The 14,760-nt window shown below is 72.1% G+C and carries 12 protein-coding genes; 6 read left to right on the forward strand and 6 right to left on the reverse strand.

The annotated features are described in order from the left end of the window. Positions 1-116 precede the first annotated feature (116 nt). Both ACFYNP_RS24385 and ACFYNP_RS24390 read left to right on the forward strand, forming a co-directional pair. Positions 117-1,454, forward strand: coding sequence for a hemolysin family protein (locus ACFYNP_RS24385; RefSeq protein ID WP_388411742.1), 1,338 nt, complete (start codon positions 117-119; stop codon positions 1,452-1,454). Next, positions 1,451-2,545 carry a hemolysin family protein gene (locus ACFYNP_RS24390; protein ID WP_388411745.1) on the forward strand — a complete coding sequence of 365 codons (1,095 nt, stop codon included), beginning with the start codon at positions 1,451-1,453 and terminating at the stop codon, positions 2,543-2,545. The genes ACFYNP_RS24385 and ACFYNP_RS24390 overlap by 4 nt, the downstream gene beginning before the upstream one ends. On the opposite strand, the gene ACFYNP_RS24395 is transcribed toward ACFYNP_RS24390, so the two are convergent. Both ACFYNP_RS24395 and ACFYNP_RS24400 read right to left on the reverse strand, forming a co-directional pair. Continuing rightward, on the reverse strand, positions 2,546-4,441 hold the full coding sequence (locus ACFYNP_RS24395) for an AAA family ATPase (RefSeq protein ID WP_388788074.1): 1,896 nt from the start codon (positions 4,439-4,441) through the stop codon (positions 2,546-2,548). A gap of 400 nt (positions 4,442-4,841) precedes the next feature. Next, positions 4,842-5,426, reverse strand: a complete 585-nt coding sequence (locus tag ACFYNP_RS24400) for a uridine kinase (protein WP_388788042.1) — start codon at positions 5,424-5,426, stop codon at positions 4,842-4,844. Positions 5,427-5,741: 315 nt separating this feature from the next. On the opposite strand from ACFYNP_RS24400, the gene ACFYNP_RS24405 reads away from it, so the two are divergent. After that, positions 5,742-7,103: a peptidase C39 family protein gene (locus tag ACFYNP_RS24405; protein WP_388788045.1), complete on the forward strand. Its 1,362-nt coding sequence runs from the start codon at positions 5,742-5,744 to the stop codon at positions 7,101-7,103. Between the two features lie 119 nt (positions 7,104-7,222). Continuing rightward, the gene (locus ACFYNP_RS24410; protein ID WP_107488372.1) at positions 7,223-7,387 is read left to right on the forward strand and encodes an SCO1431 family membrane protein; all 165 of its coding nucleotides are present in this window, start codon (positions 7,223-7,225) and stop codon (positions 7,385-7,387) included. Between the two features lie 16 nt (positions 7,388-7,403). On the opposite strand, the gene ACFYNP_RS24415 is transcribed toward ACFYNP_RS24410, so the two are convergent. Genes ACFYNP_RS24415 through ACFYNP_RS24425 form a run of 3 tightly spaced genes read right to left on the reverse strand, consistent with a single transcriptional unit; the run spans position 7,404 to position 10,062 of the window. Beyond that, positions 7,404-8,285 carry a hypothetical protein gene (locus tag ACFYNP_RS24415; protein WP_388788048.1) on the reverse strand — a complete coding sequence of 294 codons (882 nt, stop codon included), beginning with the start codon at positions 8,283-8,285 and terminating at the stop codon, positions 7,404-7,406. Continuing rightward, a complete protein-coding gene (locus tag ACFYNP_RS24420; RefSeq protein ID WP_388788051.1) occupies positions 8,282-9,457 on the reverse strand; it encodes a DUF6114 domain-containing protein in 1,176 nt (391 codons plus the stop codon). The genes ACFYNP_RS24415 and ACFYNP_RS24420 overlap by 4 nt, the downstream gene beginning before the upstream one ends. Beyond that, the gene (locus tag ACFYNP_RS24425; RefSeq protein ID WP_100577341.1) at positions 9,448-10,062 is read right to left on the reverse strand and encodes a DUF6230 family protein; all 615 of its coding nucleotides are present in this window, start codon (positions 10,060-10,062) and stop codon (positions 9,448-9,450) included. The genes ACFYNP_RS24420 and ACFYNP_RS24425 overlap by 10 nt, the downstream gene beginning before the upstream one ends. Positions 10,063-10,173: 111 nt before the next feature. Between ACFYNP_RS24425 and ACFYNP_RS24430 the strand changes: the two genes are divergently transcribed. Then, positions 10,174-10,818, forward strand: coding sequence for a TetR/AcrR family transcriptional regulator (locus ACFYNP_RS24430; protein ID WP_388788054.1), 645 nt, complete (start codon positions 10,174-10,176; stop codon positions 10,816-10,818). A 76-nt stretch (positions 10,819-10,894) separates the two neighbouring features. Here ACFYNP_RS24430 and ACFYNP_RS24435 read toward each other — a convergent pair whose 3' ends face one another. Beyond that, positions 10,895-12,142, reverse strand: coding sequence for a glycoside hydrolase family 18 protein (locus ACFYNP_RS24435; protein ID WP_388788056.1), 1,248 nt, complete (start codon positions 12,140-12,142; stop codon positions 10,895-10,897). A gap of 368 nt (positions 12,143-12,510) precedes the next feature. Here ACFYNP_RS24435 and ACFYNP_RS24440 point away from each other — a divergent pair, with 368 nt between their 5' ends. Continuing rightward, positions 12,511-13,683 carry an acyl-CoA dehydrogenase family protein gene (locus ACFYNP_RS24440; RefSeq protein WP_388411765.1) on the forward strand — a complete coding sequence of 391 codons (1,173 nt, stop codon included), beginning with the start codon at positions 12,511-12,513 and terminating at the stop codon, positions 13,681-13,683. Positions 13,684-14,760 lie beyond the last annotated feature (1,077 nt).

Consider the following 14,760-nt stretch of genomic DNA (forward strand, 5'->3'; position numbering starts at 1 on the left):
GCACAAGGGCCAGCGTCATCGGCCGCGGGGCACCAGCGACCCGAGGAGTGACTCCCTCCAGCAATGGACGGATCGTCCGGTAGTACCTGCGCCGCCCCCTCCCAGGAGGCGGCGGCATGACCATCACACTCGTGCTGCTCTTCGCGGCATTCCTTCTGATCCTCGCCAACGGCTTCTTTGTCGCGGCCGAGTTCGGCCTGGTCACCGTCGACCGGCCGGACGCCGAACGGGCGGCGGCCGAGGGCGACCGCAGGGCCCGCACCGTGGTGCGCGCCCTGCGCGAGCTGTCCTTCCAGCTCTCCGGCACCCAACTCGGCATCACCATCACCTCGCTCGTGGTCGGCATGCTGGCCGAGCCCGCGCTCGCCGACCTGCTCGACGGGCCGATCGGCGCCACCGGGCTCCCGGCCGGCGCGGTCTCCGGCATCAGCGTCGTACTCGGCATGCTCCTCGCGGCAGCCGTGCAGATGGTGATCGGCGAACTCGTGCCGAAGAACTGGGCGGTCTCCAAGCCGCTCCAGGTGGCCCGCTTCGTGGCCGGGCCTCAGGACCGCTTCTCGCGGCTCTTCCGCCCGCTCATCGCGCTGCTCAACACCATCGCGAACCGCCTGGTGCGGGCGCTCGGCGTGGAGCCCGCCGACGAGCTGGCCTCGGCCCGCACACCCGGCGAGCTCGTCTCCCTGGTCCGGCACTCGGCCAGGGCCGGCGCCCTGGAGCAGGACACCGCCGACCTCTTCGTACGGACCCTCTCGCTCGGCCACCTCACGGCCGAGAACGTGATGACCCCGCGCGTCAAGGTCAGCGCCCTGCAGACCACCGCCACCGCCGCCGACGTCCTCAACCTCACGCGCGCCACCGGCCTCTCCCGCTTCCCGGTCTACCGGGAGCGCATCGACGAGGTCGTCGGCATGGTCCACCTCAAGGACGCGCTCGCGGTGCGGCCCGACGAGCGGCTGCGCACCGCGGTCGGCCTGATCGCCGTGCCGCCGCTGCTCGTCCCGGAGACGCTGCCCGTGCAGCAGCTCCTGGAGCGGCTGCGCAGCGAACAGCCGATAGCCGTGGTCGTGGACGAGTACGGCGGTACGGCCGGCGTGGTCACGCTCGAAGACATCGTCGAGGAACTCGTCGGCGAGGTCCGCGACGAGCACGACGGCGCGGACGCCGGCCGCCCCGAGCTCGCCGTGGTGGCGGGCGAGGACGGCAGGCCCGCCTGGGAGGCCGACGGCAGCTGCCGGGTCCTCTCGCTCGGCCGGATAGGCCTGGAAGCACCCGAGGGCCCGTACGAGACCGTCGCGGGTCTCGTCGCCGACCTCCTCGGCCGCATCCCGGTCCCCGGCGACCGGGTCGAGCTGCCCGGCTGGCGGATCCAGGTCCGCCGGGTCGAGCGGTACCGCGCCGAGCGGGTCCGCTTCGTGCGGACGGCCGACGCACCGGTGGCGGAGGCGGTCCGATGAGTCTGCTCCAACTCCTGTTCGCGCTGCTGCTCGTGCTCGCCAACGGCTTCTTCGTCGGCGCGGAGTTCGCGCTCGTCTCCGTGCGCCGCAGCCAGATCGAACCGCTGGCCGCCTCCTCCGCGCGGGCCCGCCAGGTGCTGCACGGCCTGGAGAACCTGCCGCAGATGATGGCCGCCGCCCAATTCGGCATCACCGTCTGCTCGTTGACGCTCGGCGCGGTCGCCGAGCCGACCGTGGCCCGGCTCCTGGAGCCCGTCTTCCAGGCGGCCCGGCTGCCCGAGGGGCTCGTGCATCCGCTGGGCTATGTGATCGCGCTCGCCCTCGTGGTCTCGCTGCACCTCGTCATCGGCGAGATGGTCCCGAAGAACATGGCGATGGCCGCGCCCGAGCGGACCGCGCTCTGGTTCAGCCCGGGCCTGGTCGCCTTCGCCCGGGTCTGCAAGCCCGTGACGATCGCGCTCGGCGCCTGCGCGCGGCTCATCCTGAAGCTGTTCCGGGTCGAGCCGAAGGACGAGGTGGAGGCCGTTTTCACCAGCGTCCAGCTCGGCCGCCTCGTCGAGGACTCCGGCCAGGCCGGGCTCTTGGAGCCCGAGGCCCAGGAACGCCTGGAGGACGCCCTGGAGCTGGGCAGCCGCCCGGTCACCGATGTCCTGCTCGACCGGTCCTCCCTGGTCACGGTCGGCTGCTCGGTGACACCCCGGGAGCTGGAGGAGCTGACGGTACGCACCGGATACTCCCGCTTCCCGGTGTGCGCGGAGGGCGGCGCCTTCATGGGCTTCCTGCACGTCAAGGACGTGCTCGACGTGGAGGAGCAGGGCCGCGCGGTGCCGCAGCAGCTGTGGCGCCCGCTCGCCACCCTGCGGGCCGAACTGCCCCTGGACGACGCCCTCACGGTGATGCGCCGCGCGGCCACCCACCTCGCCCTCGTCACGGACGGGTCCGGGCGGGTGCTCGGTCTGGTCGCCCTGGAGGACGTCCTGGAGAAGCTGGTGGGCGAGGTCCGCGACCCGGCCCACCGCGACGAGCCCACCCCGCTGGCCCGGCTCGCCGAGCCCCGCGGTGAACAGGCCCAGCAGGCGCTGGCCGGATAGCTAGAGCGGTTCCTGGGGGTCGCGGCGCGTGGGGCCGCGACCCGACAGGACCTCCCCGTACGCCTGCATGAGATCGGGCAGCCGCAGGGTGGAGAGGTCGTCGCGGGTCGGGGTCGTCGGGTACATCGACAGCCTCAGGTCCCGGTAGGCGCAGCTCTTCTCGTACAGGGTGCGCAGGAAGCGGCCGTTGCCCAGCTCGTCGATCCAGCCCTGGTCGACGACGTGCCCGCTGATCGAGCGCAGCTCGTCCAGGGCCTCCTCGTCCCACGCGTCCCCGTTCTCGGCGGCCAGCACCTCGCCGATCGAGGTCAGTTCCAGCGGGCGGTAGGAGGGGAAGTCGACGCGGCTGGTGAAACGCGAGGACAGGCCCGGGTTGGTGACGAGGAGCCGGTCCATGCCCTCGGGGTAGCCGGCGAGGATCACCACCAGGTGGTCCCGGTTGTCCTCGGCGCGCTTGAGCAGCACCTGGAGCGCCTCGTCGCCGTAGGCGTCGCCCTTGCTGTAACCGGAGTTGGAGAGTGAGTACGCCTCGTCGACGAAGAGCACTCCGCCGAGCGCCGAGTCGATCAGCTCATTGGCCTTGACGGCCGTCTGACCGAGGAACTCGCCCACCAGATCGGCCCGTTGGGCCTCCACGAGGTGGTCGCCGCCGAGCAGCCCGAGTGCGTAGAAGACCCGGCCCAGGATGCGGGCGACGGTGGTCTTGCCGGTGCCGGAGGGGCCCGAGAAGACAAAGTGACGTTTCGGCGGCTGGACCGGAAGGCCCTGACTCGCCCTGAGCCGCGCCATGTTGAGCTGCGCGGACAGCGCCTTGACCTGACGCTTGACCGGTTCGAGCCCGACCATCCGCTCCAGCTCGGCGAGCGCCTCGGCGAGCAGGGCGGGGTCGGTGGGGCCGGCCGGGAACTGCGGGGGCGCGGGCTGCGAGGGAACGCCGGGCTTGTCCCGGACGCCGTCGCGCACCACTCCCGCGGGGCCGGCGAGCGGGGCCTGCGCCTCACCGCCGAGCCGTAGTTCCCGGCCGTCGGGGGCGTCGAGCCCGAGCGCGGAATCCGCCTCCGCCTCCACGGTGTCGCCGAAGCCGGACAGAGCGACCGCGGCGAGGCCGGGGGACTCGTCCGCGCCCTCGTACCCGTCGTTCTCGGTGATCGCGGTCAGCCGGGCCGCGGTGTCCATGAACGCCGGGTCGACGCGGTGCACGGCCCGGTACAGGGGCAGGGCCGCCGCCGAGCGCCCGGTGCCCTCGTGGGCGCGGGCCAGCCAGTAGCGCAGCTCCTTGCGCTGGGGCTGTTCGCTGCGGCAGCGCATCAGCGCGGCCGAAAGCAGCGGTTCGGCCTGCCCGAACATCTCCAGGCGGACCCGGGCCATCCCGCCGAACAGCCCGGCCTCGATGCCGAGCAGCGGGTCGTCCACCAACGGCTCGGTGTGGCGCACCAGTTGGTCCCAGTCCTTGACCAGGTAGGCCCGGCAGGCGTGCAGGAAGCGCACCTGGGGATCGGCGTCCACGGGCGGAAGGCCCGCCAACGCCCGGTCCAGCTCGGGGACATGGCGTCCGTCCAGCCAGTGCGAGGCGTGCGCGAGCAGCAGGTCGCGCGGGCTCTCCAGGACCGGCTGGACCCACCAGCCGAGCCAGTACCAGGAGTTGAGGGTCCTGCGATGTCCGGCGCGCTGTTCGCCGAAGCGTTCGCGATGGCGGTACATGCGCAGTAACGCGGTCGTGGTGTCCACGCGCAGGGCGTGCAGTCCGAGCCAGCCGTCCGCCATCGAGGGGTCGAGCCGCACCGCGGTGCGGAACTCCTCCTCGGCCTGCGGATACGCGCCCATGGTGTACGCGTCCACCCCGCGCAGCCAGGCCAGATCGGCCGGGGCGTGTACGCCCGGAGTGCCGAAGTCCATCACGTCCCCCACCACCGTGCCCCGTGCTGAACCGCCCATTCGCACAACGGAATTGACGGGAGTTGACCGCACCGATGTGCATCGTACCTGCGGGAAGGCCCGCTGCCGAAGGGGGCGGGAGGGGAGCTCGGATGGTGACCCAGGGTGAGTGAAACGCCCTGTGTGACGGGCTCGAAAGGGAGGAAAGGGCAGAACGAAGCCCCCGATCACGGGGGAACAACCGGGGGCTTCGCGTCCGCGGCGGCTCCGAAAAGCCGCACATTGAGAACGTAAGACCTGTATGGCCCCTGGGTCAAGCGGAGTTGAAGCACTCCGGGGGCTGTTTTGCGACTGTTCCGGGCGGTGGGGTGAGCTCGTCACGCTCGGTGAGCGAATGGCTCGTACGGGCAGCCGAATCGAGTCACGGCAGCCACTCGTACCCCTGCTGCACCTGGCGTACCAGCGCGTCCGCGAAGGGTCGCGAAGGGTCCTCGGCGAAATGGCGCATCTCCGCCTCCGTCCAGTCGTCCCAGAAGGCGGAAAGTCCGATTCCGTCGCGCTGGCGGCCGCGCGCCCAGGAGTCCGGCGCGGGCAGTTCCATCCAGACGAGCAGCGCGAGCCGGGACCGCAGGGCCCGCCGGCCGGCCCCGACGCCCTCGACGATCACCACCGGCGCGGGCTCCAGGGAACGCGGGGCCCCGAAGCGCCGCAGCTCCCAGTCGTACGGGTCGTACCGGGCCGTCTCGCCGTGCGCGAACGGGTCGAGCACCTGGCGGCCCAGCCGGTCCGGCCAGCCGAAGAACTCCGCGTGTGTGGCCAGATCGTCCAGGTGCAGCACCGGCGCCCCGCCCAGCGCCCCGGCGAGGCGGCCCGCGAACGTGGACTTGCCGGAGCCCGCGTGCCCGTCCACCCCGACCAGCCGCACGGGTCCGCAGGACGGTGGCAACTCCCTTGTCAGCGCGGCCAGTTCGGCCACGGCAGGGCCGGGAGGGGGCGTACTCGTCATCGCGTCCTGCCTGGGTGGTGCCGGGGCGGGCCCGGACCGGCGTACTGCCGGGCGGACTCCGGGGAGGTCCTTCGACCGTACCCGGTGCGGGGGAGCGGGGCTCGCGGGTGGCGGGCCGGCCGGCCCGCGACGGGGGTGATCACCCGCCAGGGGGAGCCGCCCAGCTCATGCCAGTGGTCGAGACCAATACGTGCCGTCCATATTGGCGCCGTGGCACGCGCCGAATCGCTGGCCGAAGGGGCCCCCGACCCGCGATAGTTGGCCCGCTGTCGTGCACTCGCCACCCCACCACATGACCGATCGGGGGTCCTCACCGTGACAAGCCCCACCTCCCGCAGAACCGTCCTCGCCGCGGCCGTCGCCGTCGCGGCCGGCGCCGTCACCGCGTCCGCGGGACCGGCGGCCGCGTCCGGCGGCGCCGCCCGACCGAAGCAGGGCCAGCAGCTCGTGGACAACCAGGCCTGGACCTCGCACGCCGACTGGCGTTCCGGCACCGCCCACGGGGTGCGCGCCGGGACCGGGCGGCGCCCCGGCATCGTCATCGCCCGGCCGGCCGGGACCAGCACCTACACCGACCCGCACACCAACAGGACGGCAACCTGGGAGTACGCGAGTTGGACCTCCCCGGTGCACCGCTCGACCGTCCCCGCGACCGAGTCCGTCGCCCATTGGAACGCCCACACCCCGCCCGGCACCTGGATCCAGGTCGAGCTGCTCGGCACCTACACCGACGGAACCGCCACACCGGCGTACGTGATGGGCCGCTGGACGGCGGGCGACGGCGACACGGACATCCGGCGCACCTCCGTCGACGGCCAGGGCGACGGGAAGAGCTCCATCTCGACCGACACCTTCGCCATCGACACCCCGGCGAGCGGCCTGCGCCTCGCCTCCTACCGGCTGCGGGTCACCCTCTACCGCCCGCCGGGCAGCCGGCTCACGCCCACCGTGTGGCGGCTCGGCGCGATGGCGTCGGACATCCCGGACCGGTTCACCGTGGAGGCCTCGACGCCCGGGTACGCGGGCGAGCTGGCGGTGCCGAGCTATTCGCAGGAGATCCACAAGGGCCAGTACCCGCAGTACGACAACGGCGGCGAGGCCTGGTGCAGCCCCACCTCCTCGCAGATGATCATCGAACACTGGGGGCGCCGGCCGAGCGCGGCCGACCTGGCCTGGGTGGACCCGTCCTACGCCGATCCCCAGGTGTGCCACGCGGCCCGTCAGACCTACGACTACCAGTACCAGGGCTGCGGCAACTGGCCCTTCAACGCCGCCTACGCCGCCACCTACCGGGACCTGAGCGCGGTCGTCACCCGGCTGCGCTCGCTGAACGACGTGGAAACGCTGGTCCGCGCCGGCATCCCGGCTATAACGTCCCAGTCGTTCCTCGCGACCGAACTGACCGGCGCGGGCTACGGGACCTCGGGGCACCTGATGACCGTGATCGGCTTCACCGCGGACGGCGACGTCATCGCCCACGACCCGGCATCGCCCAGTGACACGGCCGTACGGCGCGTCTACAAGCGGCGCGAATTCGAGAACATCTGGCTGCGGACCAAGCGCTACAACGCGAGCGGAAACGTGTCCTCCGGCACAGGCGGCGTCTGCTACCTGTACTGGCCCGCGTTCCCGACGGCCAGCCAGCGCAAGGCCCTCGCGGCCGTCGGCATCGGCTGAGCGGCCCTCGGTGCCCCGGGGTCAGTGACGAACGTCTCTACCCCGGGGCGCCGTTCCGATGGCACGGTGGACGGGTCACCGGGGGGACCGTGCACCGCCACACGACCGAGTGAGTTCCCATGACCCTGCCTGCCACCACCCTCGACGATCCCCGAGCCCTGGCCGAGCTGCGCGCCCGCACCGGCGGCCCCAAGGACACCGGGCCCAAGGTCCTCGAACACATCCTGGGCTGGACCCTCGTGGTGGTCATCGCCATGCTGGTCACGCAGACGGGTCTGCTGTAGCCGGGCGCCGCCGCGGTCAGGTCGTGAGTTCCAGGTCGAGGTCGGCCTTCCAGTGCCGCCCCGGGACGCCGACCAGGCCGTACAGGAACCGCACCGGTGAGCGCCGGGCCAGCAGGACAAGGCCCGCCGACGCGGCGAAGAGCAGCAGCCCCAGCGGCCACCCGAGCAGCCGCACCAGCCCGCTCGCGGCCACGGCTCCGCCGAACGGCAGCCCGTAGACCCCGGCCGCGGCGACGGCCACCGCGAGCACCCGGGGCACCTTGCGGTCCTCGTCGGCGCCCGGCAGCTCCCAGCCCTCCATCAGCCAGCCGATCTCCGTGATCAGCATCGCCCCGATCACGGCGGCTCCGAGGACGAGCAGTGCGAGGAACGTCCCGGACGTCAGGAAGTGCAGCAGGTGGTTGATCACGCTGTCCTTCGGCCAGTCCCGCAGCGCCGCCCGGTCCGTGGTGAGCAGCCGGCGGTAGCCGGTGCCGTCCCAGCCGTGGATCAGCATCCCGAACAGCAGGAAGTGCCCGCCCACGCTCTGCAGGTAGGCCCAGTATCCGGCCCCCACGAGGACCAGCGACTGCGCCACGAGGAAGCCGAGCAGCGCCGCGACGACCGTGCCGCCCGCGTAGCAGAGCACGAACCCGGCCCAGATCCCGCCGTGCCCACCGGCCACCTGCATGGTCGCCCACGACGGGTACTGCCACAGCATGAACAGGCCGGCGGGGACCAGGAGTACGGCCGCGAAGAGCGTGGTCAGCATCAGATAGGGATTGGCCGCGCGGCTGCGGGTGCGCACCCCCTCCTGGTACACCGACCGCTGCCACCACTGGAGTTGACGGGCCGCCGAGAGGGCGAAGGTCGCACCGGTCGCGTACGCCCAGAAGGGCGCCGCCTGGATCTGGATCACGATGCCCCCAGGGTCAGACCGTTCGCGACGATCGAGTCCGAGGTGACCAGGGCCTGTTCGGCCGTCACATCGGTCATGAAGACGAACGGCGGCACGATCGGCGGCACCGGCAGCGTGTTGGGATCGAAGGTGACGCAGATCAGCCCTTCGAGACAGCCGCTGAACTTCGAGAGGTAGAGCGTCACATGGCCGGTCAGGTCCAACGAGCCTGCGCCCAGGGCGAGTTCGTCGTGTCCGTCGCGGGTGCTGAGACGGTAGTCGGTGAGCGAGGCCGAGGTCATCCGCAGGACCATCACCTTGAGCGGGCCGTGCGCGGTCGGCACGGTCGTCACCCCGGCGAGCAGGAACCCGTGGGGCGAGAAACGGCTCGTGGTGACCGTCGGCGGCACCGCCGGGGCGGTGATCCGCCCGGCCTGCGGGACCGCTGCCGGACGCCCGCCGAGTGTGAGGAGCAGGGCGGCCGGCAGGGCCGCGGCGAGCGTGCGCTGGGTGCGGACGTGGGGCACCCGCGAGCCCGGCGGCTCCTTCGGCGTCCAGCCGAAGCCCATCGCGCTGCCCGTGATGCCGAGCGCCATGCCGACCAGGAATCCGCCCAGGTTGGTCGCCGCGAACGAGAGCACCGAAAGGATCAGCGCGTTGATGGACACATAGTGCCGGGTGTGCGGCAGGAACCAGAGGAAGAGCCCGGCGGCGGCGAGGGCGAGCCCGATGCCGATCGCCGCGATACCGCCGAGCCCCAGGCTGACCAGGATCGTCAGCGGCGACAGCGGCACCACGAGCAGCTCGATACCGCCGAGCAGGAGGAAGAGCCCCGCCCAGAACGGCCGGGTCCGGCGCCAGCCGCGCAGCACCCGGCGGGCCTCGGGCAGCGGGAGCCGCTCGTCGAGCCAGGGGTACCGCACCCGCTCAAGCCGTCCGCCCGGCGCGGGCCCGCCCCACGGGGAGCGCTCTCCGTCCTCGGTGCGGGGCCCCGTCCCCTCGCCGGTGCGGGGCCCCGCAGCCCGGCCGGCGCGGGCGCCGGGCACGAACCCCGCGCCCGGACCGGCGCCCTTGCCCGGGGTGCCGCCCTCGCCCGGCCGCGGGCCGCCCTGGACCCGGACCGGCGGCCGGGGCGTGGGGGTGGTCGCGCCGGTGCGGGGGAGCCGGAGCAGCCCGAGTCGTCTCAGAAGCACTTCTTGCCGCCGATGCTCACATCGACCTTCATCCCCTTCAGCCGGAAGTTGCCGCCGGTCGCCGACCAGGCGTGCGACCGCACCCCGTTCACCTCGATGTCCCCGGCCTGGAGACCGAACTTGCCCGCCTGTCCCTGAACTCCCTTGACCGCGTCCAGGGTCGAGGCGTCCCGGCCGATCTCCGCGGTGCCGAACCGGGCGTCCCCGACCAGGTCCTCGCCGTCGATGACCAGGTTGCTGGCGGTCACCTGGCCCGCGTCGCCGCCCGCCGTCAGCTTGAACACCACCGTGCCCACCGGGGTGCTCACCTCGGCGGCCTGGCAGATGTCGCTGAGCGTGGCGTCCCCGATGCCGAGCAGGGCCACCGGGTGGCCCTTGCCGTCGACGGACCGGTCGGTCTGCACGTACGAGGAGAGCCCCGAGCTGGTCAGTTTCCCCGAGGAGACCTGAAAACTGGTCCCGGAGACCGCGAAGGACGCCGCGAGCGCGCCCTCCGCCATCACATTGGCCATGATCCCGACCGCGACCACCGCGGGCAGGGCGATGACCGCCGTCTTCTTCCAGGCTGTTCTGCCTTCGGCCAACGGCCGTCCGGCTGCGCTCACTTGATCCTCCCGTACGATCCGGCGAACCCTCGAAGGGCGGTGCAGGGGGAGTGCGAATGCAGGTCTGCCATACTGCGGGCATCCTGTGGCAGTTGGAGACTAGGGCCGAATTTGAATAATAGTCAACAGGGCGGTACGACCGAGAGATCCCAGGTCCGTCGCTCCGAACTCATCGCAACAGGGCGGAAGTTGTTCGCCGACACCTCCTACGACGCGCTGTCGATGGACGACATCGCCAAGCAGGCCGGGGTGGCCAAGGGGCTGATCTACTACTACTTCAAGTCCAAACGCGGCTACTACCTGGCCATCGTCGAGGACTCCGTCGCCGACCTGGTGTCCCGCGCGGGCAGCGACACCGACCTGCCCCGCGCCGAGCGGGTCCACCGCACCATCGACGGCTACCTCCGCTACGCCGAGCACCACCAGGCGGCCTACCGGACGATCGTGACGGGCGGGGTCGGCTTCGACACCCAGGTGCAAGCCATCCGGGACGCGGTGCGCGAGGAACTCGTCGCCACCCTCGCCGAGGGCGCCTACGGAACCCGGGAGATCCCGGTCCTGGCCCGGCTCGCGCTGCTCGGGTGGCTGGGCAGTGTGGAGAGCGTCACCCTGGACTGGCTCGGCGAGCTGGAGCCGCCCCGCGACACCGTGCGCGAGCTGCTCGTCCGGCTGCTGCGGCGCACCCTGGACACCATCGAGGAGTTCGAGCCGTCCTGCCCCTCGCCGGAACCGCCCGAACATCCCGAGCCCTCCTAGCCGCCCGGGCCGCCCGGGGGCATGACGAAGGGGCGGGTGGCCGCCACGGCCCCGCCCCTTCGGCCCAACTCCCGTACTAGCTGATCGACTTGATGAGCTCACCGTTGGTGGTGTCGCCGCTCAGCTCCCACAGGAAGGTTCCGCCGAGACCCTGGTTGTTCTTGTAGGTCATCTTCCCGGCGATGGTGGACGGGGTGTCGTAGCTCCACCAGTTGTTGCCGCAGTACGCGTACGCCGTCCCCGCGACCGTGCCGTTGGCGGGGCACTTGGTCTTGAGCACCTTGTAGTCCTCGATGCCCTGCTCGTACGTGCCGGCCGCCGGGCCCGTCGCGGTGCCGCCCGGCGCCTTCTGGGTCACGCCGGTCCAGCCGCGCCCGTAGAAGCCGATGCCGAGCAGCAGCTTGCTCGACGGGATGCCGAGGCCCTTCAGCTTCGTGATCGCCGCGTCGGTGTTGAAGCCCTGCGTGGGGATGCCGCTGTAGGAGGTCAGCGGGGAGTGCGGGGCGGTCGGGCCCTGGGCGGCCCAGGCGCCGAAGAAGTCGTACGTCATCGGGTTGAACCAGTCGACGTAACTCGCCGCGCCCGCGTAGTCGGTGGCGTCCATCTTGCCGTTCGCCGAGGCGTCGGCGGTGATGGCCGCGGTGACCAGGCTGGAGCCGCCGAACTTCGAACGCAGCGCCGCGAGAAGGTTCTTGAAGGCCTCGCGCCCGCTCGTGTCGCAGGACAGGCCGCAGGCGTTGGGGTACTCCCAGTCGATGTCGATGCCGTCGAAGACGTCGGCCCAGCGCGGGTCCTTGACCAGGCCGTAGCAGGAGGAGGCGAACGCGGCCGGGTTCTTCGCGGCCTCGGCGAAGCCGCCCGACCAGGTCCAACCGCCGAACGACCAGAGGACCTTGAGGCCCGGGTGCTTCTTCTTGAGCTCGCGCAGCTGGTTGATGCTGCCCGCGACCGGCTGGTCCCAGGTGTCCGCGGTGCCGTCCACGCTGGAGGCGGCGTCGTACGTCTTCTGGTAGTCGGCGTAGGCGTCGCCGATGGCGCACTTGCCGCCGGTGACGTTGCCGAACGCGTAGTTGATGTGCGTCAGCTTCGCGGCCGAGCCCGAGGTCTCGATGTTCTTGACGTGGTAGTTGCGCTGGTAGACGCCCCAGTCGGTGAAGTATCCGACGACTTTCGAGCCGGCCGCGGCGGCCTGCGGGGCCGGGGCCTGCTCGGGGGCGGCGGTGGCACTGCCCGCGCCGGCGAGCAGGGTGACGCCGAGGGCTGCGGTACACGCCGCAGCGACCAGAGCCTTGAACCGGGGACGTGGGGGACGGGGTCCGAGCATCGTGATCTCCTCGTGGGGAGGGGAGAGTGGGGGACGCGCACTGGTGCTGCTGGGGATGCTTTGACATGAACGCACTAAGGCGTCGAAGGGAACGCTAGAAGGACTAGACCAGTGCGGTCAATGGTTCGGACCAATTCCGGAGTGCTCAATTCCAGCACGCGTACGCGAAGCCGGTCCCGGGGAAATCGTGATCTTGGAGCCAGTGACGGGACGCGTCCGATCGGGCATACTCACAGCGCCACGGCCGCCCGCCTGCTACTTCCGTGACCCGGGAGGGAAGGTAACGGCCGTAGAGCAGAGTCACCGGCGGCGCCGCCACACCCTGCGCGTACGTCCGCCGTAGCGCCCGACAGGGAGGAGAGCGCGCCATGCCCGACCGTGCCCCACAGCCGGTGGAACGACAGCTGCCCACCGAAGAGGCCCGGGACCTTGTCGCGCTGGTGCGCGACATCGTCCAGCGGGAGATCGCGCCTCGGGCCGCCGAGCAGGAGGACGCCGGGCACTTCCCGCGCGAGATCTTCACCCTGCTCTCCGAATCCGGCCTCCTCGGCCTTCCGTACGACTCCGAGTTCGGCGGCGGCGACCAGCCGTACGAGGTCTACCTCCAGGTGCTCGAAGAGCTCGCGGCGGCCCGTCTCACGGTCGGCCTCGGCGTGAGCGTCCACTCCCTCGCCTGTCACGCCCTCGCCGGCTACGGCACCAAGCAGCAGCAGTCCGAGCACCTGCCCGCCATGCTCGGCGGCGGCCTGCTCGGCGCGTACTGCCTCTCCGAGCCGGCCTCGGGCTCGGACGCGGCGTCGCTGCGTACGAAGGCGGTGCGCGACGGCGAGGACTGGGTCATCACCGGCACCAAGGCGTGGATCACCCACGGCGGGGTCGCGGACTTCTACACGGTCCTCGCCCGCACCGGTGGCGAAGGCGCCCGCGGCATCACGGCGTTCCTCGTCCCGGGCGATGCGGCGGGCCTGAGCCCCGCGGCCCCCGAGAAGAAGATGGGCATGAAGGGTTCGCCCACCGCCCAGCTCCACTTCGACGGCGTACGCGTCCCCGACGCGCGCCGCATCGGCGAGGAGGGCCAGGGTTTCGCGATCGCCCTGTCCGCGCTCGACTCGGGCCGGCTCGGCATCGCCGCCTGCGCGATCGGCGTCGCCCAAGCCGCGCTCGACGAGGCCCTCGCATATGCCACCGGGCGGCGGCAGTTCGGCCGTCCCATCGCCGACTTCCAGGGCCTGCGCTTCATGCTGGCGGACATGGCGACCCAGATCGAGGCGGGCCGCGCGCTCTACCTCGCCGCCGCCCGGCTGCGCGACGCGGGCCGTCCCTTCTCGCGCCAGGCCGCGATGGCGAAGCTGTTCTGCACGGACGCGGCGATGAAGGTGACCACGGACGCGGTCCAGGTCCTGGGTGGATACGGCTACACGTCCGACTTCCCGGTCGAACGGTTCATGCGCGAGGCGAAGGTGCTTCAGATCGTCGAGGGCACGAACCAGATCCAGCGGATGGTCATCGCCCGCCACCTCGCGGGTCCGGAGACCCGCTGATCCCGTACCCCGGCCACACCGGGGCGGCCGCGATCCGGACCCACTCCTGATCCCGCCGCCCCGGCAGCGTCCGGCCCCTGCTCGCCCAATGCCGCAGCAGGGCCTGGTAGATGGGTGGGTCGGCGGCCAGTGCGGGGGTGGCCCCGCCGCTGCCCGTCACGAGCCTTCGCCGGCCTCGGCCGGGGGCGTTCGAATACAGCGAACTCATAGCCTGGCCAACGGGACGCGCCGAGCCGGGGTCACCCCCACGCGAATTCGCCCGTCCGTACGACGCCCTCCGGCGCCCGCGCCCGGCCCCTCGCCCTCGGCCGCCCCGCGCGGTCCCCAGTGGTGGCCGGGGCCGCCTGCCCCTCTCGTTCTTGGTCGGCCCGTGGGGTCTCCTGTGGTGGCCGGGGCCGCCAGCCCCTCTCGTTCTTGGTCGGCCCGTGGGGTCTCCTGTGGTGACTGGGGGCGTGTGCCGCGTCCGGCCCTGGTCTGCCCGGGCGGTCCTCTGGGGCGCTCGGGGTCGCCCGCCCCCTCTCGTTCGTGGTCGGCCCGTAGGGTCTCCTGTGGCGTCCGGGGTCGTCTGCTCCCTCGTCCTGTGCCTGCCCGAGCGGCCCGTTCCGGCATCCTGGCTCGCCCCCATGGGGCGGGGCCCTTGGCCCGTCGACGCGGTCCCTGCGGGCCGGAGCCGGCGGCATGCTCTTCCTTTGGCTGCGGGGCGTGCGGGGCGTGCGGGGAGGTTTGCGCAGGTCGATGGGTCCCTTCGGGAGTTCGCCCCGCCCCGCCCCTTCCCGAAACCCGCCGGGGGCAGGAGGTGCGGGGCGGGAGTTCGGGTGCGGATCGTGGGTGGCTTGTCGCGCAGTTCCCCGCGCCCCCAACTCCCTTCCGGGTGCGGACCGTGCCCGCTTACTCGCGCAGTTCCCCGCGCCCCTGAAGACCTCGGTGCTGGCCAGCATCGGGCACTTCAGCCCGTCAGGCTGATCGGTGCTGGCCAGCTTCGGGCACTTCAGCCCGTCCGGCGTTTGAGGACGAGCGCCGTTCAGGCGCGATACGGGGTCCGGGGCGGAGCCCCGAACCGGGGGTGCAGGGGGCGCA

This window comes from Streptomyces sp. NPDC006691 (genome assembly GCF_042869955.1).
GTDB lineage: Bacteria > Actinomycetota > Actinomycetes > Streptomycetales > Streptomycetaceae > Streptomyces.

Coding starts and splice junctions, on each gene's coding strand:
- ACFYNP_RS24385 (WP_388411742.1), top strand. CDS start 117: ATGACCATCACACTCGTGCTGCTCTTCGCGGCATTCCTTCTGATCCTC.
- ACFYNP_RS24410 (WP_107488372.1), top strand. CDS start 7,223: ATGACCCTGCCTGCCACCACCCTCGACGATCCCCGAGCCCTGGCCGAG.
- ACFYNP_RS24400 (WP_388788042.1), bottom strand. CDS start 5,426: ATGACGAGTACGCCCCCTCCCGGCCCTGCCGTGGCCGAACTGGCCGCG.
- ACFYNP_RS24390 (WP_388411745.1), top strand. CDS start 1,451: ATGAGTCTGCTCCAACTCCTGTTCGCGCTGCTGCTCGTGCTCGCCAAC.
- ACFYNP_RS24435 (WP_388788056.1), bottom strand. CDS start 12,142: ATGCTCGGACCCCGTCCCCCACGTCCCCGGTTCAAGGCTCTGGTCGCT.
- ACFYNP_RS24395 (WP_388788074.1), bottom strand. CDS start 4,441: ATGGACTTCGGCACTCCGGGCGTACACGCCCCGGCCGATCTGGCCTGG.
- ACFYNP_RS24440 (WP_388411765.1), top strand. CDS start 12,511: ATGCCCGACCGTGCCCCACAGCCGGTGGAACGACAGCTGCCCACCGAA.